Raw genomic sequence first — 21185 nt, 5'->3', positions numbered from 1 at the left:
GCGCGGGTGAACTTGCGTCCGGCCCGCTTGTCTCAGCTGCGCCCGCGACTGGCCCCGTAAGAGTTGAGGAGACGGCCCGGATGGGCGAAAACGAATTGGATCAGGCACTTGTCGAGCGTGTGCAGCAAGGGGATCGCCGCGCGTTCGACCTGCTTGTCCGCAAGTACCAGCACAAGGTGGTCGCGCTGATCTCGCGCTACGTCCACGACTGGACGGAATGCGAGGACATCGCCCAGGAGGCCTTCGTGCGCGCCTGGCGCGCGCTGGGCTCGTTCCGCGGCGAGAGCGCCTTCTACACCTGGCTCTACAAGATCGCGGTGAACACCGCGAAGAACCACCTGGTGGCCATGGGCCGCCGTCCGCCCACCGGCGACATCGACATCGAAGATGCCGTTTACGTGCCTGGCGCCACCCGCATGCACGAGAGCGCCACCCCCGAGCGCGAGATGATGCGGGAGCAGGTGGAACAAACGGTGTTTTCCACTGTCCAATCCCTGCCCGAAGAACTTCGGGCCGCGATCACCCTGCGCGAAGTGGACGGCAAGAGCTACGAAGAGATCGCCGCCATCATGGATTGCCCCATCGGGACGGTCCGTTCGCGTATTTTCAGGGCTCGCGAAGCCATCGACCAGAAACTGCGGCCGCTGTTGTCCGACCGCGAGGACCACACCCCATGAGCGAAGCCAATCGGGAAATTCTCTCCGCCGGCATGGACGGCGAGTTGTCTCGGGAGGAAATCCGTTTCCTGCTGCGTCGTCTCGAGGCCGATCCGGTGCTCGCCGATACCTGGGAACGCCTCCACGTCGCACGCGACGGCCTGCGTCGGCAGGGCGCTCCGCTGGTATCGGGCGACTTCGCCAGCCGCGTCATGGCGGCCATAGACGCCGAGCCCGCGGCTTCGGCGGCGCCGCGTCGTCGCTGGCTGCACTGGTCCGCGGGCGGCGCCATCGCCGCGAGCGTGGCCGTGGCGGCGCTGATGCTCGCGCAGCCGGCCGGTAACGGTTCGGTTCCCGCGGACGTCGCACAGCGTGCCGTCGCCGGTGGCGACACCGAAGTCGCGGAGGTGTCGGTTCCGGCCGCCGCGCCGGTCGCGCCGCAGTGGCTCACCGGCAGCAACGCGTCGCAGTTCACCCAGAAGGCCGCCTTCGACAGCAGCGGCGATGCGGGTGCGGCCTACCTGCCGCGCTCGACGCCGTATCAGATCCATCGCGCCCGGGCGGCGGCGTCCACGCCGGATGGCAACGGTTACATGCTGCTCATCCGTCCGGACGGCAGTCGCTATGTCCAGCCGGTCGCCGCGCCGCAGGCTCGCTGAGCCCTCCGTGTTTCGCGCGCCGGCGGCTCGCCGGTGCGCCCCATCCCATTCGTAAACCCCCGTGCGGCGTCGGCCGCACGGGCAGCCATGTCCAGGTAAAAAGGAGGAAATCGATGGCTTTGTGGCATGCACGCGCACTGTTGGGCGGTGCGTTCGTCGTGGCGGCGGCCGGCGCGCAGGCGCAGTCGCTGCCGGATTTCACGGGCATCGTCGAAAAGAACGCGCCGGCGGTGGTCCACGTCGAGGCGAAGACGACGGGCGCGGCGCGCAAGGCGCGCGGTCCCGGCGGCGGTCAGGACGACCAGGAAGAACTGCTACGCCGCTTCTTCGGCATGCCGGGCATGCCCATGCAGCCGCGGGAGTCCACCTCGCTCGGCTCCGGCTTCATCATCTCGGCCGACGGCTACGTCCTCACGAACGATCACGTGGTCGACGACGCCGACGAGGTGAAGATCCGCCTGCAGGACCGCCGCACCTTCACGGCGAAGGTCGTCGGCAAGGATCCCCAGTACGACATCGCGCTGCTGAAGATCGACGGCTCGGCGCTGCCGACCGTGACCATCGGCGACTCGCGCGGCGTCAAGCGCGGCCAGTGGGCGCTCGCCATCGGCTCCCCGTTCGGCCTCGACGCCACCGTGACGCACGGCATCATCAGCGCCGTCGGACGCAACCTCGGCAGCGGCGATCAGCCCTACACCTCGTTCATCCAGACCGACGTGCCGATCAACCGCGGCAATTCCGGCGGCCCGCTGTTCAACCTGCAAGGCCAGGTCATCGGCGTGAACTCGCAGATCTACTCGACCTCGGGCGGTTACCAGGGCCTGTCGTTCTCCATCCCGATCGACGTGGCGATGAACGTCGTCCAGCAGATCAAGGAAAAGGGCTACGTGTCTCGCGGCATGCTCGGCGTCACGGTGCAGCCGGTCGACCAGTTCGTGAAGAACCTCGACCTGCCCGACGCGAACGGCGCTCTCGTGGCGCAGGTCACGCCCGGCAGCGGCGCCGACAAGGCGGGGCTGAAGCAGGGCGACGTCATCCTCTCGTTCAACGGCACGCCCGTGACCCAGTCGGCGGACCTGCCGCCGCTGGTCGGCATCACGAAGCCGGGCTCGATGGCGAAGGTCGAGATCCTTCGCGATCACAAGAAGCAGACGGTCGACGTCAAGGTGGGCGAGCTGCCCCGGGACAAGAACGCCCTGGCCGCCGCGGCCGGTGGCGACGAGGCGACTCCCGGCGGGTCCGCCGCCGCGCTGGGCATGTCGGTGCAGGACATCGACGCGTCGGCGCGTGCCGAGCTCGGGCTCAAGGCCGGGGAGGGCGTGGTCGTCAGCCGTATCACCGGCGGTGGCGCGGCGAGTGCCGGCCTGCAGGCGGGCGACGTCATCCTGATGGTCAACCAGAAGCGCGTGGGCACCTCCGCGGCCTTCCGCGACGCGGTCAAGGGCATCAAGCCGGGCGATACGGCCATGCTGCTGGTGCGCCGCGACGACTCGACCCGCTTCGTCGGCGTGACGGTCCCCAGCGACCGCTGATCGCCGTGGGCCGGCCGTCGCTCGGCGGCGGTCGGCCTTCCATGCGATAATCCTCCGATTCGCGCGGGCCAAATGAGGTTCGCGCGCGTCGTTCGCGCCGCGAGCGATGGTGAACGTGACCACGGCGCTCCATGGAACTCATCCGCAACTTCTCCATCATTGCCCATATCGACCACGGCAAGTCGACCCTGGCCGACCGCATCATCCAGCTTTGCGGCGGCTTGTCCGAGCGCGAAATGGAAGCGCAGGTCCTCGACAACAACCCGATCGAGCGCGAGCGCGGCATCACGATCAAGGCCCAGTCCGTGTCGCTGCCGTACAAGGCGCGCGACGGGAAGACCTACCAGCTGAACTTCATCGACACGCCGGGACACGTCGACTTCTCGTACGAGGTCAGCCGCTCGCTCTCCGCGTGCGAAGGCGCGCTGCTCGTGGTCGACGCGGCGCAGGGCGTCGAGGCGCAGTCGGTCGCCAACTGCTACACGGCGATCGAGCAGGGTCTCGAAGTCATCCCCGTGCTGAACAAGATCGACCTGCCCACCGCCGACATCGACAAGGCCAAGGCCGAGATCGAGGCCGTGATCGGTCTGGACGCGAGCGATGCGATCCCCGTCAGCGCCAAGACCGGCCAGAACGTGGTCGAGGTGCTGGAAGCCATCATCCATCGCATTCCGCCGCCCAAACCGCGCGACACCGACAAGCTGCAGGCGCTGATCATCGATTCGTGGTTCGACAACTACCTCGGCGTGGTGTCGCTCGTGCGCGTCATGCAGGGCGAGATCCGTCCGGGCGACAAGATCCTGGTGATGTCGACGGGCCGCACGCACCTGGTGGACGACGTCGGCGTGTTCACGCCCAAGCGCAAGAAGCTCGACAAGCTTTCGGCGGGCGAGGTGGGCTGGATCAACGCGTCCATCAAGGACGTCCACGGCGCTCCGGTCGGCGACACCCTGACCCACGCCGGCAAGCCGGCGGAGGAGCCGCTGCCGGGCTTCCAGACGATGCAGCCGCGAGTCTTCGCGGGTCTGTTCCCGGTTTCGGCCGACGATTACCCGGCGCTGCGCGAGGCCCTCGACAAGCTGCGCCTGAACGACGCGGCCATGTTCTTCGAGCCGGAGAGCTCCGAAGCGATGGGCTTCGGCTTCCGTTGCGGCTTCCTCGGCATGCTGCACATGGAGATCGTGCAGGAGCGCCTCGAGCGCGAGTACGACCTCGACCTCATCACCACCGCCCCGACCGTCGTGTACGAGGTCGTGAAGACGGATGGCACGGTCATCCAGATGGACAACCCGGCCAAGCTGCCTCCGCCGCAGCAGATCGCGGAGATCCGCGAGCCGGTCATCGTGGCGAACATCCTCACGCCGTCGGACTACGTCGGCAACGTGATCAAGCTGTGCGAGGAAAAGCGCGGCGTGCAGCGGTCGATCCAGTACCTCGCCACGCAGGTGCAGGTGACCTACGAGCTGCCGCTGGCGGAGGTCGTGCTCGACTTCTTCGATCGCCTGAAGTCGGTGTCGCGTGGCTACGCCTCCATGGACTACCACCTCGACCGCTTCGACGCCGGTCCGTTCGTCCGCGTGGACGTCCTGATCAACGGCGATCGGGTCGACGCCCTGAGCCTGATCGTGCACCGTTCGCATGCCGAACGGCGCGGCCGGGAGCTGGTGGAGCGGATGAAGGACCTCATCCCGCGCCAGCAGTTCGACGTGGCGATCCAGGCCGCCATCGGCGCCGCCATCATCGCGCGCTCGACCGTGAAGGCGCTGCGCAAGAACGTGCTGGCCAAGTGCTACGGCGGCGACGTCTCGCGCAAGAAGAAGCTGCTGGAGAAGCAGAAGGAAGGCAAGAAGCGCATGAAGCAGGTCGGCAGCGTGGAAATCCCGCAGGAAGCCTTCCTCGCCGTGCTCAAGGTCGACAAGTAAACCCGGCCACGGTCGTGGCATGACGTTTCACCCATGGATTCCCGGCGCCGGATGCGCCGGAATGGGCCGTAAGGGCCCCTCACTACTGATGGAGTTGGTATGGCGGCATTTGATTTCTCGGCGATCCTTCTCGGCCTGACGGTCCTCTTCGGCGTCGTCTGGCTGTTCGATCGCCTGTTCCTCGCGAAGGCGCGCCGCGCCCGGTCGGAAGCGGCCGGCACCGAGCAGCCCGAGCCGTGGCCGGTCGACTGGGCCCGTTCGCTGTTCCCGGTGATCCTCGTCGTGCTCATCCTGCGCTCGTTCGTCGCGGAGCCGTTCCGGATCCCTTCGGGCTCGATGATGCCCACGCTCGACGTCGGCGATTTCATCCTGGTCAACAAGTTCGCCTATGGCCTGCGCATGCCGGCCTTCAACAACAAGCTGCTCGCCAACGGCGAACCGCGCCGCGGCGACGTGGTCGTGTTCCGCTTTCCGGGCTACCTGTGCAAGGACGAAAACGGCAAAACGGTCCGCAGCGGCGACCTGACCTGCCAGGATCCGAACGCGCCCGTGCCCAGCGAGAACTGGATCAAGCGCGTCATTGGCCTTCCCGGTGATCGCATCGAGACCCGGGGCAGCGAGCTGTACATCAACGGCGAGCGCGTCACGGCGGACGAGATCGGCCCGTTCAAGGGCAGCATGAGCCGTCCCGAGGACCGTCTGCTGATGACCTTCGGCTCGAAGCTCTACACGGAACACCTGGGGAGCATCAACCACACGATCGCGCTCACCCCGGCCTACAACATGCCGCTGGACATCCCCAACGCGATGGTCCCCTCGGAAGTGCCGAAGGGCTGCTACATCGTGATGGGCGACAACCGCATGAACAGCACGGACAGCCGCTGGTGGGGCTGCATGCCGGAGCAGAACCTGGTCGGCAAGGCGTTCTTCGTCTGGCTCGCCTGGCGCGGCCCGGGCAACGGCTGGCTCGATTTCTCGAAGATGGGTCGGGTCATCCATTGATGTCGTGGTGCGTCCGTGACGCCATGGGCGTTGCGGATGGCGCCGGACAAGGTAATCTCCGCTGCGGGGCGCACAGGGCGCCCCGTACGCATTCCACGTCTTGCACAGGGGGCCGCCACGGCGGCGGGACACGATCATGAAATCCAGGCAATCGGGCATCACCCTCATCGGCTTCGTCATCGTGCTGCTCGTGCTCGGCTTCTTCGCCTTCATGGCCATGAAGCTCGTGCCGTCCTACATCGAGTACTTCGGCGTGAAGAAGGCCATGTCGCAGGTCGCGACGAGCGGCAGCGCGCAGGACCTCGACAGCATCCGTCGCGATCTCATCTTCAAGATGGGCTTCCAGTACGTGGACGATGCGACGATCCAGCCCAAGGACATCACGCTGGACCGCGCCGGCAACGGCGCCACGCTGAAGATCGCCTACGACAAGAAGATCCCCTTCCTCTACAACATCGACTTCCTCCTGCACTTCTCCAACGCGGTGCAGTTGAGGAATGCGCCCATGTAACGAGACATCGTGCCGTTTCCTCATTCCTTCCGTAACCCGGACCTGGCCCAGCTGGCGCTGACTCATCGCAGCGCCGGCAAGCCGAACAACGAGCGCCTGGAGTTCCTCGGCGATGCCCTGCTGGGCGCCACGGTCGCGGAGCTGCTCTTCGAGGCGCACCCGAAGGCGAGCGAAGGCGAACTCTCCCGGCTCCGCGCGCAGCTCGTGAACGGGCAGGCGCTCGCGGTGATCGCCCGGGAGCTCGAACTCGGCGACCAGCTGAAGCTCGGGCCGGGCGAACTGAAGAGCGGCGGTTTCCGTCGCGATTCCATCCTCGCCGACGCCTTCGAGGCCCTGGTGGCCGCGGTCTACCTGGACGACGGCTACGACGCCTGCCGCCAGGTCGTGCGCAGGTTGTTCACGCCCCGCGTGGCAGAAATCAAGCGTTCCAGCAAGGACGCCAAGACGCGCCTGCAGGAATGGTTGCAGGGCAGGGGCATGCCCTTGCCCGTTTACGAACTCATCGACAGCTACGGCGAAGATCACGAGAAGATCTTCGACGTGAGCTGCGCCATCGAGGAGCCGGAGCCGATCCGCGTCGAAGGACGCGGGGGCAGCCGGCGCTCAGCCGAGCAGGACGCAGCCGAAGCGGTGCTTCGCCGTCTGCTGGAAGAAAAGACATGAACGACATCGATACCCCCGAAAACGACACCTTGGTCGACGACGATTTCCGCTGCGGTTACGTGGCGCTGACCGGCCGCCCGAACGTCGGCAAGTCGACGCTGCTCAACGCCCTCATCGGCGTGCGACTGAGCATCGTCAGCCATCGCCCGCAGACCACCCGCCACCGTATCCTCGGCATCTCGAGCAAGCCCGAGGGCCAGATCCTCTACGTCGACACGCCGGGCCTGCACCGCGGCGGCAAGCGCGCGATGAACCGCAGCCTCAACCGCGCCGCGCGGGCGGCGATCACCGAAGTGGACCTCGCGGTCCAGGTAATCGAAGCCGGCCGCTGGACGGACGAGGACATGGCGATGTACGCGGCCCTGTCCGAGCAGAAGGACATGCCGAAGCTGCTCGCGATCAACAAGGTCGACCTGCAGAAGGACAAGGCGGCCATGCTGCCGTTCGTCGCGGACCTGATGCAGAAGCATCCGTTCGACGACGTCTATTACGTCAGCGCGCTGAAGTCGAAGGGGCTGGCGGGGCTCGAGAAGGGCATCCTGAAGCGCCTGCCGGAGCAGCCGGCGATCTACGGCGAGGACGAGATCACCGATCGCAGCGAGCGCTTCCTCGCGGCGGAGATGGTGCGCGAGCAGCTGATGCTGCGTCTCGACCAGGAGCTTCCGTACGCCACCACCGTCGAGATCGAGCGCTTCGAGGATCGCCCCGACGGCATCGCCGAGGTCCATGCCGTGATCTGGGTGGAGCGCGACGGCCAGAAAGCCATCGTCATCGGCGACGGCGGCGCGCAGCTCAAGGCCATCGGCACGTCCGCCCGCAAGCAGATGGAGCACCTGTTCGAACGCAAGGTGTTCCTCAAGCTCTGGGTGAAGGTGCGCGAAGGCTGGGCCGACGACGAGAACCTGCTCAAGCGCTTCGGCTACGAGTAAGCCCTCCGGGCGCCGTTGCCGATGCGCGTCGAACAGCAGCCCGCGTTCGTCCTGCACGCCCGGCCGTACCGGGAGACGTCGCTGCTCGTCGAATGCCTCACGCCGGATCTCGGCCGGATCGGCGTGGTCGCGCGTGGCGTGCGCAACGAACGCGCGCGCCTGCAGCGGGCCCAGCTCGAACCGTTCCAGCGTCTGGCGATGGACCTGATCACGAAGGGCGAACTGGCGACGCTGCGCGGCGCGGAGCCGTCGGGCGCGGTCATGCGACTCATCGGCGACGCCGGGCTGGCCGGCCTCTACCTCAACGAGCTGGTCGTGCGTCTGACCGGTCGCCAGGATCCGAACCCCGAACTCTTCGCCCTTTACGAGCGAACGCTGCGCCGGATGGCTGCCAGCGAGCCTCTGGCATGGACGCTGCGCCGGTTCGAGCGCGACATGCTCGATTCGCTGGGTTACGCGTTGCAGCTCGACGTCGACGCGTCGTCCGGCGAAGCGGTCGATCCGGCAGCTGCGTATTTCTACGATCCCGAATCCGGCGTCATGCCCGGACGCATGGGCGACCCGCACGCGATCCGCGGAGCCGACCTGCTGGCACTCGCCGCCGACGAAGCGCCGGATACGGCCGGCCTCGCATCGCTGCGGCGGATGATGCGCCAGGTGATCGCGTTCCATCTCGGCGGCGGCGAACTACGCGCCTGGCGCGTGTTGCGCTGAGGCGGCCCTTGCCGCGGCGCCGCTGGGGCCGTGAGCCCACAGAGCCTGCTGCGTTTTCGCGAGAAGCCGTCGCGGCCGGGTCCGCTCCCACGGGCCGCGGATGGCATCTGTGGGAGCGGCGCTCGCCGCGACGCCGTTGGGGCCGCGGGCCACAGGGCCTGCTGCCTTTCGCGAGAAGCCGTCGCGGCCAGGTCCGCTCCCACACGGCACCGATGCCTGTGGGAGCGGCGCTCGCCGCGACGCCGTTGGGGCCGTGAGCCACAGGGCCTGCTGCCTTTCGCGAGAAGCCGTCGCGGCCTGGTCCGCTCCCACACGTCACCGATGCCTGTGGAAGCGGCGCTCGCCGCGACGCCGTTGGGGCCGCGGGCCACAGGGCCTGCTGCCTTTCGCGAGAAGTCGTCGCGGCCAGGTCCGCTCCCACACGGCACCGATGCCTGTGGGAGCGGCGCTCGCCGCGACGCCGTTGGGGCCGTGAGCCACAGGGCCTGCCGCCTTTCGCGAGAAGTCCGCTCCCACGGGCGGCTTTCTACGGCGTCAACGCCGCGAGGGTCGCCTCGACTTCCATCCGGAAACGACCGAGCGCATCCGGCGCGATGCCGTGGCCGTTCTCGATGTGCGCCTGCAAGGCCTTCGCCTGCATGCCGAGCCGGGTGGCGCCGCAGAAGCCGCAGGCGGAGCGCAACCGGTGGAGCTCTTCGACGAGGCCGGTGGGCACGTACGCGCGCTGGTCGAGCGTCGCGAGCAGCTCGACCAGTTCGCCGCGCAGCAGGCCGCGCAGGGCGGCCATCGTCCCCGCGTCGCCGGTGGCCTTGAGGCTGGCGTCGTCGTCGAGCACGCGGAGGTCCCGATCGACGCCAAGGGTCGCCGCGAGCGTCTCCAGCAGCGAGGCGATGCGGCACGGCTTCTCCACCACGCCGACGAAGCCCGCGTCGGCGAGCGCCACGCGCAGCGTCGCGGGCATCTCCGCGCTGGTGGCAAGGGCGACCGCGTCGCGCGACGCCGCCGAGGGGTCGCCACGCAGCGCGGCGAGCACCTCGACCGCGCCCCCGCCCGGCATGCGGCAGTCCAGCAGCAGCGCGTCGAAACGCTCCGACCGCGCGAGCGCGCAGGCCTCGGCGCCGTCCTGCGCCACGGAGGCGAGGTAACCCTGCGTCCGCAGCGCCGCGCTTAAGAATTGTCGTGTCGACGCATCGTCGTCGGCGACGAGGATGCGCGCCCGTACGACGGGATCGATGACGGAAAGGGCTTCCTCGGGCATGTAACGTTCCGTGTCGTTCATCTGGATTTGGCAGAATGGCCGAGCATGCTTTCCGTATCAACCCGCACGATCCCCCTGATCCTCGTCGCCCTGGCCGTTCTGGCGTGGAGCGGCGGCGCGTGGGCGGGGCTTTCGGTCGGGGCGGACGCGCTGACCGTGCCGGGCATGGAACTGCGCGGCATGCATGCGGACATCGACCCCGTGGCCGACGGCCAGGGCCTGACCCTGAAGCTGGCGGCGGATCGCGCCGACCTCCCCGCCCTGGGCTGGCGCAAGACGGGACTCGCGATGGACGGCACGCTGGACCGCGACGAGCTCGGCCGCTGGGTGTTCGACGGTTCGGTGCGTCTTCGCGGGGCGCCGGGCGGCGCCCTCGGCGACGCCCGGCTGCACATGGTGGCCGACGACGCGGCGAACACCCTGGCCATCTCGATCACGCAGGACAAGGCGCTGGCCGAGGTCGCCATGCCGATCGATCAGCCGTCGCATGCCCAGATCACGCTCAAGGGCCTGCCGGCCGGGTGGCTGCAGGGCCTGCTGTCCACCGTCTGGTCGGGCAAGACCACGACGGGCCGCGTCGACGCCGACCTCGCGCTCGACCTGCTGGATGGGGGCGTGCAGGCCGCCGGGCAGTTCGCGCTCGACGGCGTCGGGTTCGACACGCCGGGCGGAAAGATGGCGGGACAGTCCATTTCCGGCTCGGGCCGCCTCGGCTTCGACAGCCGCGCGGATGGGAGCTCGATCGACCTCGACGCGACCCTGCGCGGTGGCGATGTCCTGCTCGGTGCCCTGTACGCCGATCTCCCGGCGCATGCCGTCCAGCTCTCACTCGCCGCGCGCTCGCAGAAAGGGGCGCTGGCGATCCGGCGCCTGCGCCTTACCGATCCCGATGCGCTGCAGCTCGAAGGCGAGATGGCCTTCGCCGCCAATGGCGACCTCTCCACCCTCAAGCTCGACCGCTTCAACGCCCGCTTCCCGGCGGCGTCCACGCGCTACGGGAAGGGGATCCTGCGGGACGCGGGGCTGGGCGACCTGCGCCTGACCGGCGAGGTGGCGGGCCACCTCGCGATGGACGGTGGCGCGATCAAGGCATTCGCCATGCAGACGCAGGGCCTGGACCTCGCGCTCTCGGAGGGGCGGCTGGGCGTCGACGGTATCCATGGCGCGCTCGACTGGAGCGCCGTCGACGACCGGCCGCAGACCCGCCTCGGCTGGCGCGCGTTGCGGGTCTACCGCATCCCCAACGGCGCGGCCGAGGCGACATGGCGCAGCACGGGCGGCGTGCTTCGTCTGGAGAAGTCGCTGGCGATCCCGGTGCTCGACGGGCAGCTTCGCGTGCTGGGTCTCTCGTTGCGGCCCGCCGCCGCGACGGGCGAACGCCTGGAGACTTCGCTGGCGCTGACACAGATCGACATGGCCGCGTTCTGCCGCGCGCTGGGCTGGCCCGAGTTCCAGGGCAAGCTCGGCGGTGCCGTGCCATCGCTGCGCTACGTGGACGACCGCGTGGAGCTGGGCGGCGGTCTGTCGATCAATGCCTTCGACGGCTTCGTCGACGTGACCGGCATGACGCTCTCGCGTCCCTTCGGCGATGCACCGGTACTCACCGGCGACATCGCGCTGCGCCAGCTCGACCTCGGGCTGCTCACGTCGGTGTTCGACTTCGGCAGCATCACGGGCAGGTTGCGCGGCAGCGTGGACGACCTGCGCCTCGTCGGCTGGACGCCCGCGGCGTTCAGGGCGAATTTCGTGGCGGACGAAGGCGGACGCATCAGCCAGAAAGCCGTGAACAACCTTACCTCCGTGGGCGGCGGCGGCATCGCCGGCGGGCTGCAGGGCGCGGTGATGAAGCTCTTCAAGACCTTTGGCTACAAGCGCATCGGCCTGTCCTGCACCCTCAAGGGAGACATCTGCAGCATGGGCGGGCTGGGTCCCGCGAAGGATGGCTACACTATCGTCGAAGGCAGCGGATTGCCGCGTCTGACGGTCGTCGGCCACCAGCGCGACGTGGATTGGCCGACGCTCGTCCGCCGGCTGCAGGCCGCGACCCAGGGTGACGGACCCGTCGTACGATAGGTCGACCCGATCTCGAAACGGAGCAAGGAATCATGCGTAAACCGCTTATTTTCATGCTGCTGACGGCGCTCGTCGCGCTCGTCGGCTGCGTCACGATCAATGTCTATTTTCCCGAGGCCGCGGCCCAGAAGGCGGCGGACCAGTTCATCGGCACGGTGCTCGACGAGAGCGGCGCGACGAAGCCCGCCCCGAAGGAACCGGCGCCAGCGAAGCCGCCGGCCGGCAAGCAGCCCTCGGCGTCGATCCTCGACCTCGTCGTCCCGGCCGCCCATGCGGCCGATTCGCCGGACATCCAGATTCGCACGCCCGCGACCGATGCCATCCGGGAACGCATGAAAGGGCGCTTCGCCGGTCAGCTCAAGGGCCTGTTCGACAGTGGCGCCGTCGGCTTCACCGCGAACGGCGACGTGGCCGTGCGCGACGCGGGCGCGCTGCCGCTCGACCAGCGTTCGCAGGCCAATGCCCTGGTCGCGCAGGAGAACGCGGACCGTGCCGCCCTCTACCGCGAGATCGCGAGCGCCAACGGCCACCCGGAATGGGAGCCGCAGATCCGCAAGACCTTCGCGGACGGCTGGATCCAGAAGGCTCCGCCGGGCTGGTATTATCGTGACGCCTCCGGCGCCTGGAAACGCAAATAGGCGCCTTCGCCAGGAACGCTCGCGCCACCGTGTGGCGCGTCCTCCCAGCCAGCCCGGGCCATCGGCGGTCCGGGCTTTCACGTTTTTGAGCGCATGACCGAATTCGAAGCCACCATCACCGACCTCAGCCATGACGGCCGGGGCGTCGCCCGTATCGACAACAAGGCCACGTTCGTTTCCGGCGCGCTGCCGGGCGAACGCGTGCTGCTGAAATATCGCAAGCGGCACCGCAACTACGACGACGCCGAAGTCGTCGAGATCGTCGAACCCTCGCCCGACCGCGTCGTGCCGCGTTGCCGTCACTTCGGCCAGTGCAGCGGCTGCTCGTTGCAGCACATGGCGCCCGCGGCGCAGATCGCGGCCAAGCAGCACGTGCTCGCCGAGAATTTCGAGCGCCTGGGCAAGGTCACGCCGGAGGCGTGGCTGCCTCCGCTGGTCGACCAGCCGTGGGCCTACCGTCGCAAGGGTCGCTTCTCCGTGCGCTACGTCGCCAAGAAGGAGCGCGTGCTGGTGGGATTCCGCGAGGAATCCAATCCGCGTTTCGTGGCCGACATCGAGACCTGCGAGGTGATCCATCCCGCACTTGGACCCAAGGTCGGCCTGCTCGCCACGCTGATCGGTGGGCTCGACGCGGCGCGCGACATTCCGCAGATCGAATTCGCCGCCGGTGACGACACCGTCGCGCTGGTGTTCCGTCACCTCGCGCCGCTTTCGGACCGCGACCGCGACGCGCTCGTCGCCTTCGGCAAGGCGCACGGCTTCGCGATATTCCTGCAGCCGGGCAACCACAGCACCGTGCATCCGATCTGGCCCGACGCGCCTCGCCTCGCGTTCGCGGTGCCGGCCGACGACGTCGAGCTGGAATTCCAGCCGCTGGATTTCGTCCAGGTCAACGCGGGGATGAACCAGCGGATGCTGGCGCGCACGCTCGAGCTGCTCGACCTGCGTCCGGGCGATCGCGTGCTCGACCTCTTCTGCGGCCTCGGCAACTTCACGCTGCCCATCGCGCGTCACGTCGCCGAGGTCGTCGGTGTGGAGGGCGAGCATGGCCTGGTGGAGCGGGCGGCCGCCAACGCCGCGCGCAACGGACTGGCGAACGCGTCCTTTCGCGTCGCCAACCTGTTCGAGGACCAGCGTGACGAGCCCTGGGCGAAGCAGGCGTGGGACAAGATCCTCCTCGACCCGCCGCGCGCCGGCGCGGACAAGGTGCTGGAATATCTCCCGCGCAAGGGCACCGACCGGATCGTCTACGTGTCGTGCCACCCGGGTTCGCTGGCCCGCGATGCGGGTATCCTCGTGCAGAAGCACGGCTTCAGGCTCGTGTCCGCGGGCGTGATGGACATGTTCCCTCACACCGCGCACGTGGAGTCGATCGCGCTGTTCGAGCGCGGCTGATAGAGACGGAGCACGCATGGGCGTCGAAATCGAGCGCAAGTTCCTCCTCGCCGGCGACGGCTGGCGCGCCCTCGTGGAGCGGAGCGAACGCATGGCGCAGGGTTACCTCGTCGGCGCGGCCGCCATCGCGGGCGGCATGGCGAAAGCGTCGGTGCGCGTGCGTCTCGCCGACGGTCATGCCTGGCTCAACATCAAGTCCGCCACGCTGGGCATCGAGCGCCACGAATTCGAGTACCCGGTGCCGCCGGACGACGCGGAGCAGCTGCTGCGCGAACTGTGCGACGGCGTCGTGGAGAAGGTCCGCCATCACGTCATGATCGAAGGGGCGCACTTCGAGATCGACGAGTTCCTGGGCGAGAACGCCGGGCTCGTCGTGGCCGAGGTGGAACTGCCGTCGGTCGACGCGCGTTTTCCGCGGCCGGCGTGGCTGGGCGCGGAAGTGAGCGAGCAGGCCCGCTACTACAACGTCAACCTGATCGACCGGCCGTTCGCGGCGTGGTCGATCGCCGAACGGGAAGGGAAGGGAGACACCGCATGCTGATCATCGGTCTTGCCGGCACCGAACTCGCGCCGCACGAGCACGGCCAGCTGCTCGCGCCCGGCGTCGTCGGGGCGGTCCTCTTCTCGCGCAATTTCGCATCGCGCGAGCAGGTGACCGCGCTCATCGAGGCCATCCGCGACGTCGCCGGCGAGGACTTCCTCGTCTGCGTCGACCAGGAAGGCGGCCGCGTCCAGCGGTTCCGCGAAGGATTCACCCGGCTTCCGCCGCTGGCCGCGATCGGCGCGCTGTACGACACCGATCCGGTCGAGGCGGTGAACCGCGCCGAGGAACACGCCTGGATCATGGCGAGCGAGATGCGTGCCATCGGCGTCGATTTCAGCTTCGCTCCCGTGGCCGACGTCGGGCACGGGAACCGCGCGATCGGCAATCGGGCGTTCCACGCCGATCCCGACGTCGCCGCCGAACTCGTGCAGGCCTACGTGCGCGGCATGCACCTCGGCGGCATGGCCGCCGTGCTCAAGCATTTCCCCGGCCACGGGTTCGTTCGCGAGGACACCCACGAGGCCGCCGCGATCGACACCCGCAGCAAGGCCGACATCCTCGGTGGCGACCTCAAGCCGTTCGTCGCGGGCATCGAGGCACGTGCCGAAGCCGTCATGGCGGCGCACGTCACGTACACCGCGGTCGACGACCAGCCGGCCGGTTACTCCCACGTCTGGATCGAGGAGATCCTGCGCGGCGAACTCGGCTTCCGCGGCTGCGTGTTCGGCGACGACATCAGCATGGCCGCCGCCGGCAGCGTCGGCGGTGTCGCGGCACGCGCCGCGGCGAACCTCGACGCCGGCTGCGACCTCGTGCTGGCCTGTTTCCCCGACGTGGTGCCCGAAGCGATCGAGGCGGTGAAGGACCGCCGACCGTCGCCGGTCGAGCGCATCGCGCCCCTGCGCGGTGCGATCGGCTCGACCTGGGAAGGCCTCGTCGACAATCCCCAACGCGACCGCTTCATCGCGCGCGTGACCGCCCTGGAGTCCTGATCCGCCCATGACCGCCGCTTCGCTCGATACCGCGCTTCAGAACGCCGACATCCTGTTCACCCGTGAGCAGCTCGACGTCGAAATCGCCCGCATGGGGCAGGAGATCGACGCCGCTCTCGCGGGCGAGCGTCCCGTGTTCCTCACCGTCATGCACGGTGCCCTGATCTTCGCCGGTCAGCTCGCGCTGCGGATCGGAACGGACCTCGAGTTCGACTACGTGCACGCCACGCGCTACCGCGGGCAGACCAGCGGCAGCGAACTGCACTGGTTGCGCCGTCCGGAGGTGCCGCTGAACGGACGTACGGTGGTGCTCGTCGACGACATCCTCGACGAAGGCCATACGCTGAAAGCCGTCCGCGACGCCTGCCTCGACATGGGCGCGGCGCGGGTGCTGCTCGCCGTGCTCTGCACCAAGCTCCATAGCCGCCGGGCCGAAGGCATCGAGGCCGACTTCAGCGGCGTCGACCTGCCGGACCGCTACGTGTTCGGCTACGGCATGGATTACCACGAGCAGGCGCGCAACCTGCCCGCCATCTACGCGCTGAAGGACTGACTCCGATGAGCATCGATCTCGCCGTCATCGGCGGCAGTGGCCTCTACGCGTTCGACGGTCTGGAGAACCCCGAGCGGCACGCGGTGGACACGCCGTTCGGGCCGGCCTCCGGCGATGTCGTCACGGGAACCTTCCGTGGCAAGCGGCTCGCGTTCCTCGCGAGGCACGGCGAGAGCCACACCGTGCCCCCGCACCGCGTGAACTACCGCGCCAATCTCTGGGCCCTGCATGAGCTCGGCGCGCGCCGGGTCGTCGCGATCAACGCCGTCGGCGGCATTCGCGACGACATGGGGCCGCGCACCCTCGTGGTGCCCGACCAGATCATCGACTACACCCACGGCCGCTACACCAGCTTCAACGACGTCGAGGGTGCCGAAGTCCGCCACATCGATTTCAGCGAGCCGTATACGGCGAGCCTGCGCGCGGCGATCGTCGCGGCAGCCCGCGCCGAGGGGCTCGCGGTGATCGACGGCGGCGTCCACGGCGTGACCCAGGGGCCGCGCCTGGAAACCCGTGCCGAGATCGCGCGGATGAAGCGCGACGGCTGCGACCTGGTCGGCATGACGGGCATGCCGGAGGCGGCGCTGGCGAGGGAACTGGATCTGGAATTCGCCTGCCTGGCGCTGGTGGCCAACTTCGCCGCGGGCGCCGGCGACGACGAGGAAATCAGCATCGAGGAGATCTTCGCGCACCTGGCGGCGGCCACCGCCAACGTGCCGCCGATCCTGGGCCGCCTGCTCGCGCAGGGGTAATCGGAAAGAGTCGCAGTTGCGCTTTGGTCTGAAACATGTTGATACTTCCGTCGCGCCGCGGGGGCAGGCCAAGGGGATCCATGGGGAACGCCTCGCCATCCGGGAGCGCTTCCAGTCCATGTCCAGAGGTTTCCGCAATGCGTTTCGGTACGGTCAAGTGGTTCAACGATGCCAAGGGTTTCGGTTTCATCGCGCCCGAGGACGGTGGGGAGGACGTGTTCGTCCACTTTTCTGCGATCAATTCGAAGGGGTTCCGTAGTCTCCAGGAAGGCCAGCGCGTGAAGTTCGAAGTGACCCAGGGCCCGAAGGGTGCCCAGGCGTCGGGCGTCGAAGTCGCCGCTTAATCGCCGGCGCATCGCCGAAAAAAGACCCCGCCGGTGACGGCGGGGTTTTTTTTGGCTGGCTGTCGTGGGAGCCCGCTTGCGGGCGAAGGGTGCTCGCGACGACGCATCGGCATGGCAGGTTTCCATCGGTGCACGAGGCCACGACCGGCTTCGCCGCCGCCCGCGGCCCCGCACGCTCGCACGCATGCATCGCACCGCCGGCTCGTCCCTCATCGAAGCCCTCGTCGCGCTCGCCGTCTTCGCGATCGGCGCGGCGGCCAACGCGACCTGGATGGCGCACGCGCTGGCGACGCATGCGCGAGCGTCCCGGCTCGTCGCCGCCGCGTCGATCGCCGCGGGACTCGAGGGGCGCATGCGCGTCAACAGCGCGGCGGCATGGGCCGGCGAGTATGCGCGTCTCGCGAAGCCAACCATCGACTGCCGCACCGGATGCGACGGCGCGCAGCTCGCGGCCACCGACATCGCCGCCTTCCGCGCCGCGCTGCGCGACCACCTCGGGCCCGCCGCGTCGGGCGATGTGTCGTGCGACCGTTCGGCATGCACGATTCGCATCGCGTGGCAGCGCGACGAATTGCTCGCCTGGCCCGTCGTTCCATGACGCCCGCCGCACGGGGCACCACGCTGGTCGAACTGCTCGTCGGGCTTGCCGTCGCCACGGTCGTCTCGGCCATCGCCATGACGTCCCTGTCGTTGGCCGGCGTCGCGGCGGCGCGCAGGCTCGCGACGGCGCGCGCGGACGACGCGGCATGGCTGGCGCTCGCAGCGATCGCCCGGGACCTCCGGTCGTCGGACACGTGGCGCGGTTGCGTGGGTTCGATCGCCTGCGCCGGGCACGAGGGCCACGAGGGGCCCGCGGCCCTCGTGCTGACGGTGGACGGCAGGCAGGTCGCCTGGTTCACGGAGCGCGGGCTGATGCGTTGCGAGCTTACCTGCGAGACCTACCTCGACGGCATCGCGCGCGTCGCCTTCCGGGCCGACGTGCCCGGCCCGAACGGATCGATCCGGCGCGTGCCGCTCGCGGAAGGACACGGCGACGACGCACTGGCGATCGGCGTCGCGCTGTGGACGATCGATGGCCGTCGTTTCGAACGCACCGTGTGGCGACCGCGTGCGCGCTGAGCGCGGCGCCATCCTCGTCGTCGTGCTGGCGATCCTCGCCATGCTCTCGATCGTCGCCGCGGCGCTGGCCGAATCGGCGCGGGCACGCCTGCTCGCCGCCCACGCGTTCGTTCGCGCCGAGCGCTGCGCGGCTGGCCGTCCGGGCGACGGGCATGCGACCATCGGGAACGACGCGACAGGCGCGTCGTCGATTGAGGGTACCCATGGATCGCAGACGTTTCCTCCAGGGGGCGACGATCGCCTCCGGCATGGCGCTGACCGCGCAGGGCATCGCCAGGGGCGCGGCGCCGGTTGCGACGGCTAGCGGCGGCATGCTTCCGCGCGTGTGTTCGACGTGGGACTTCGGCGTCGCCGCCAACCAGGCGGCGTGGAAGGTACTCTCGACGGGTGGCCGTTCGCTCGACGCGGTGGAGCAGGGCGTGCGCGTTCCCGAGGCCGACCTGCGCAACCACAGCGTGGGCAAGGGCGGCTATCCCGACCGCGACGGCAAGGTCACCCTCGACGCCAGCATCATGGACGAGCACGGCAATTGCGGGGCCGTCGCGGCGATGGAGCACATCGCCCATCCGATCTCGGTGGCGCGCCGCGTGATGGAACGCACACCGCACGTGCTGCTGGCGGGCGACGGCGCCCTGCAGTTCGCGCTCGAGCAGGGGTTCCCGCGCGAGGAACTGCTGACGCCGGATTCGGAGAAGGCCTGGCACGAGTGGCTGAAGACGGCGAAGTACAAGCCGGTCGCCAACAGCGAAGTGAAGACGTACAACGCGGGCCCCGGCGGCACGCCCGGCGACGCGAGCAATCACGACACCATCGGCATGATCGCCATCGACGCGAAGGGCAACCTGTCCGGCGCCTGCACGACCAGCGGCATGGCATGGAAGCTCCACGGCCGCGTCGGCGACAGTCCGATCATCGGCGCGGGCCTCTACGTCGACAACGAGGTCGGCGGCGCGACGTCGACGGGCGTGGGCGAGGAAGTGATCCGCAACGTCGGCAGCTTCCTGGTCGTGGAGCTGATGCGTCAGGGCCGTTCGCCGGAAGACGCCTGCCGCGAAGCGGTGGAGCGCATCTTGCGCCGCAAGCCGGAGGCGAAAGACCTCCAGGTCGGCTTCCTCGCCATGGACAAGAAGGGCAATGTCGGCGCGTGGGCGATCCAGAAGGGATTCTCGTACGCGGTGTGCGATGCGACCCGGCAGGACACGCTCATCCCCGGTAAGAGCACCTACTGAGATGGCGCTGCTCGAAGTCGCGGCCAACTCGGTGGCTTCCGCGTTCGCGGCGCAGGAGGGCGGCGCGGGACGCGTGGAACTCTGCGCGAGCCTGGAGGAAGGCGGCGTGACGCCGTCGCACGGCACGATCGCGCTGGCGCGCGAAGGGCTGGACATTCCGCTGTATGTGCTCGTCCGACCGCGCGCCGGCGACTTCGTCTACGAGAACGCCGAAGTGGAGGCGATGCTCGACGACATCGCGCACTGCTGTGCACTCGGATGCGATGGCGTGGTCATCGGTGCGCTCACCGCGGAAGGCGAGGTCGACGCGGACACCTGCGCGTTGTTCGTGCGCGCCGCGGAAGGGATGGGCGTCACGTTCCATCGCGCGTTCGATCTGATCGCGGACAAGCACGCCGCGCTCGAGACCATCGTCGGGCTGGGTTTCGAACGCGTGCTCACGTCGGGCGGGATGGCGACCGCGGTCGCGGGCGCGTCGACGATCGCGCAGCTCGTGTCGCAGGCGGGCGACCGCATCGTCGTGATGCCCGGTGCCGGCATCGAGCCCGGCAACGTCGCGGATCTTCGCGACGCGACGCGCGCGCGGGAATTCCACGCGTCGGCGAAGCGGCGCCTGCCCTCGGCGATGCGGCGCATGGCGGGCGACGCGCTCGGCATGGGCGCAGGCGAAACCCGCACGGACGTCGCGACGGTGCGCGCGCTGGTCGCGGCGCTCGCCGAAAGGCCCGCCCAATAGCTGTTGGAGCGCACCTGGGCGCGATCGGGTGCTCGCCGCAAGCACCCATCGCGCCCAGCTGCGCTCCTACGACGGTCGCGTCAGGAGCGGTCGAGCGGCGTGGTCAGCTTCAGCCCGGTGTTGACCAGGAAGAGCGAACCGTCCGGTACCGCGTCGCTCGCGGCGGGGGATGCCTCGGCCCAGGGTGCTTGCTCCTTCGGGCCCGGCACGTAGGCCTGCCAGGTGCCGTACCGATCGGACCTCGCCGGGTCTCGGTTGATGCGGAAGGTCACCGGCACACGGACGATGTAGAACGGATCGTTCGCATGCGGCCCCTTCGTCGGCGGCTGGAAGGTCCACGTCTTCGCGGCCTGCACGGCCGGATTGGCGAGCGCCTTGCGCCAGACGCGCAGCTCCGAATCCGATCCGACCACGCCCATGTTCACCTGCTCGGCGAAGGCATCGGTGACCTTGCCGTCATGGTCGACGCGCAGCAGGAGGTATACCGTGCCTTGCACGCGTGCCGCGGCGGCGGCCGAGGGGTACGACGGCGGATGCCGGTCGAGGTAGGTGATCTCCTCGCCGCCCTTGCCGTCGTCGCCGAAGCTGGCGCCCACGATGTGCGCGGTGAATTCCTTCTTCGTCGGATCGTCGCGACGCGCCACGATGCGCAGTGCCATGTGCGCCTTCGCGCTCACGGCCTGCCCGTCGCGCAGCACGGGCTCGAAGCGCCATGCCGTCGTGGCCGATCGGACGAGTTCCACGATCTCGGGCGGGATCTTGTCCTGCTTGTCGAGTTCGTAACCGGTGACGTTCCCGTCGGGTGCCACCACGATCGAGCCCGTGACAAGCATGCTCGCCTCGATCCTCTGCCTCACCGCGAGCGGGCCGGCGGCGAACGCCGCACTGGCCATCGCGGCCGCGAATACCCCCACCAACAGACGCTTCATGCGATCCCTCCTTGTCGTGGGCGCGATTATGCCAG

Annotated in this window: 24 protein-coding genes; 22 read left to right on the top strand and 2 right to left on the bottom strand. The window is 68.9% G+C overall.

The window, feature by feature from the left end:
* The first annotated feature begins 80 nt into the window (after nt 1-80).
* The 9 genes from rpoE (at nt 81) to recO (ending at nt 8588) form a co-directional block, all read left to right on the top strand.
* Nucleotides 81-677: an RNA polymerase sigma factor RpoE gene (gene rpoE / locus BMW54_RS06360; RefSeq protein ID WP_090053892.1), complete on the top strand. Its 597-nt coding sequence runs from the start codon at nt 81-83 to the stop codon at nt 675-677.
* Nucleotides 674-1315, top strand: coding sequence for a sigma-E factor negative regulatory protein (locus BMW54_RS06355; protein WP_090053891.1), 642 nt, complete (start codon nt 674-676; stop codon nt 1313-1315). The genes rpoE and BMW54_RS06355 overlap by 4 nt, the downstream gene beginning before the upstream one ends.
* A 113-nt stretch (nt 1316-1428) precedes the next feature.
* Complete coding sequence (locus BMW54_RS06350) at nt 1429-2847, top strand: DegQ family serine endoprotease (RefSeq protein ID WP_090053889.1); 1419 nt, start codon at nt 1429-1431, stop codon at nt 2845-2847.
* Between the two features lie 131 nt (nt 2848-2978).
* Nucleotides 2979-4769, top strand: a complete 1791-nt coding sequence (gene lepA / locus BMW54_RS06345) for a translation elongation factor 4 (RefSeq protein WP_090053887.1) — start codon at nt 2979-2981, stop codon at nt 4767-4769.
* Between the two features lie 99 nt (nt 4770-4868).
* Nucleotides 4869-5771 (top strand): signal peptidase I, encoded by a 903-nt coding sequence (gene lepB / locus BMW54_RS06340; RefSeq protein ID WP_090053885.1) that lies wholly within the window; start codon nt 4869-4871, stop codon nt 5769-5771.
* 136 nt (nt 5772-5907) lie between these two features.
* On the top strand, nt 5908-6282 hold the full coding sequence (locus BMW54_RS06335) for a DUF4845 domain-containing protein (RefSeq protein WP_090053883.1): 375 nt from the start codon (nt 5908-5910) through the stop codon (nt 6280-6282).
* 9 nt (nt 6283-6291) lie between these two features.
* Nucleotides 6292-6945 carry a ribonuclease III gene (gene rnc / locus BMW54_RS06330; protein ID WP_090053882.1) on the top strand — a complete coding sequence of 218 codons (654 nt, stop codon included), beginning with the start codon at nt 6292-6294 and terminating at the stop codon, nt 6943-6945.
* Nucleotides 6942-7874 (top strand): GTPase Era, encoded by a 933-nt coding sequence (gene era / locus BMW54_RS06325; protein ID WP_090053880.1) that lies wholly within the window; start codon nt 6942-6944, stop codon nt 7872-7874. Before rnc ends, era begins: the two co-directional genes overlap by 4 nt.
* Nucleotides 7875-7895: 21 nt before the next feature.
* Entirely contained in the window at nt 7896-8588 is a 693-nt protein-coding gene (gene recO, locus BMW54_RS06320; RefSeq protein ID WP_090053878.1) for a DNA repair protein RecO, read from the top strand.
* 526 nt (nt 8589-9114) lie between these two features.
* Here recO and BMW54_RS06315 read toward each other — a convergent pair.
* A complete protein-coding gene (locus BMW54_RS06315) occupies nt 9115-9846 on the bottom strand; it encodes a response regulator (protein ID WP_175472789.1) in 732 nt (243 codons plus the stop codon).
* A 45-nt stretch (nt 9847-9891) separates the two neighbouring features.
* Between BMW54_RS06315 and BMW54_RS06310 the strand changes: the two genes are divergently transcribed.
* From BMW54_RS06310 to BMW54_RS06255, 13 genes are all read left to right on the top strand, one after another.
* Nucleotides 9892-11919 carry a hypothetical protein gene (locus BMW54_RS06310; RefSeq protein WP_090053874.1) on the top strand — a complete coding sequence of 676 codons (2028 nt, stop codon included), beginning with the start codon at nt 9892-9894 and terminating at the stop codon, nt 11917-11919.
* 32 nt (nt 11920-11951) lie between these two features.
* On the top strand, nt 11952-12557 hold the full coding sequence (locus BMW54_RS06305; protein ID WP_090053872.1) for a YdbL family probable chaperone protein: 606 nt from the start codon (nt 11952-11954) through the stop codon (nt 12555-12557).
* A 93-nt stretch (nt 12558-12650) separates the two neighbouring features.
* The gene (rlmD, locus tag BMW54_RS06300; RefSeq protein WP_090053871.1) at nt 12651-13952 is read left to right on the top strand and encodes a 23S rRNA (uracil(1939)-C(5))-methyltransferase RlmD; all 1302 of its coding nucleotides are present in this window, start codon (nt 12651-12653) and stop codon (nt 13950-13952) included.
* 16 nt (nt 13953-13968) lie between these two features.
* Nucleotides 13969-14493 (top strand): CYTH domain-containing protein, encoded by a 525-nt coding sequence (locus BMW54_RS06295; RefSeq protein WP_090053869.1) that lies wholly within the window; start codon nt 13969-13971, stop codon nt 14491-14493.
* The gene (nagZ, locus tag BMW54_RS06290) at nt 14487-15488 is read left to right on the top strand and encodes a beta-N-acetylhexosaminidase (protein WP_090053868.1); all 1002 of its coding nucleotides are present in this window, start codon (nt 14487-14489) and stop codon (nt 15486-15488) included. Before BMW54_RS06295 ends, nagZ begins: the two co-directional genes overlap by 7 nt.
* A 7-nt stretch (nt 15489-15495) precedes the next feature.
* Nucleotides 15496-16041 (top strand): hypoxanthine-guanine phosphoribosyltransferase, encoded by a 546-nt coding sequence (locus BMW54_RS06285; RefSeq protein ID WP_090053866.1) that lies wholly within the window; start codon nt 15496-15498, stop codon nt 16039-16041.
* Between the two features lie 5 nt (nt 16042-16046).
* Nucleotides 16047-16793 carry an S-methyl-5'-thioinosine phosphorylase gene (locus tag BMW54_RS06280; protein WP_090053864.1) on the top strand — a complete coding sequence of 249 codons (747 nt, stop codon included), beginning with the start codon at nt 16047-16049 and terminating at the stop codon, nt 16791-16793.
* 137 nt (nt 16794-16930) lie between these two features.
* Nucleotides 16931-17137: a cold-shock protein gene (locus BMW54_RS06275; protein WP_090053863.1), complete on the top strand. Its 207-nt coding sequence runs from the start codon at nt 16931-16933 to the stop codon at nt 17135-17137.
* A 184-nt stretch (nt 17138-17321) separates the two neighbouring features.
* Nucleotides 17322-17735, top strand: coding sequence for a prepilin-type N-terminal cleavage/methylation domain-containing protein (locus BMW54_RS06270; protein WP_090053860.1), 414 nt, complete (start codon nt 17322-17324; stop codon nt 17733-17735).
* Nucleotides 17732-18256 (top strand): pilus assembly FimT family protein, encoded by a 525-nt coding sequence (locus tag BMW54_RS06265; protein ID WP_090053858.1) that lies wholly within the window; start codon nt 17732-17734, stop codon nt 18254-18256. The genes BMW54_RS06270 and BMW54_RS06265 overlap by 4 nt, the downstream gene beginning before the upstream one ends.
* Nucleotides 18246-18560 (top strand): hypothetical protein, encoded by a 315-nt coding sequence (locus BMW54_RS18765; protein WP_175472788.1) that lies wholly within the window; start codon nt 18246-18248, stop codon nt 18558-18560. Before BMW54_RS06265 ends, BMW54_RS18765 begins: the two co-directional genes overlap by 11 nt.
* Nucleotides 18460-19485, top strand: coding sequence for a N(4)-(beta-N-acetylglucosaminyl)-L-asparaginase (locus BMW54_RS06260; RefSeq protein ID WP_090053857.1), 1026 nt, complete (start codon nt 18460-18462; stop codon nt 19483-19485). Before BMW54_RS18765 ends, BMW54_RS06260 begins: the two co-directional genes overlap by 101 nt.
* Nucleotide 19486: 1 nt before the next feature.
* Nucleotides 19487-20221: a copper homeostasis protein CutC gene (locus tag BMW54_RS06255; RefSeq protein ID WP_090053855.1), complete on the top strand. Its 735-nt coding sequence runs from the start codon at nt 19487-19489 to the stop codon at nt 20219-20221.
* An 80-nt stretch (nt 20222-20301) separates the two neighbouring features.
* Here BMW54_RS06255 and BMW54_RS06250 read toward each other — a convergent pair whose 3' ends face one another.
* Nucleotides 20302-21150, bottom strand: coding sequence for an energy transducer TonB (locus BMW54_RS06250; RefSeq protein WP_090053854.1), 849 nt, complete (start codon nt 21148-21150; stop codon nt 20302-20304).
* Between the last annotated feature and the right edge of the window lie 35 nt (nt 21151-21185).

The sequence above is a fragment of the Luteibacter sp. 329MFSha genome (assembly GCF_900111665.1).
Classification (GTDB): Bacteria; Pseudomonadota; Gammaproteobacteria; order Xanthomonadales; family Rhodanobacteraceae; genus Luteibacter.
Note: the sequence above shows the minus strand (reverse complement) of the source record. Positions and strands in the feature narration are given on the sequence as shown.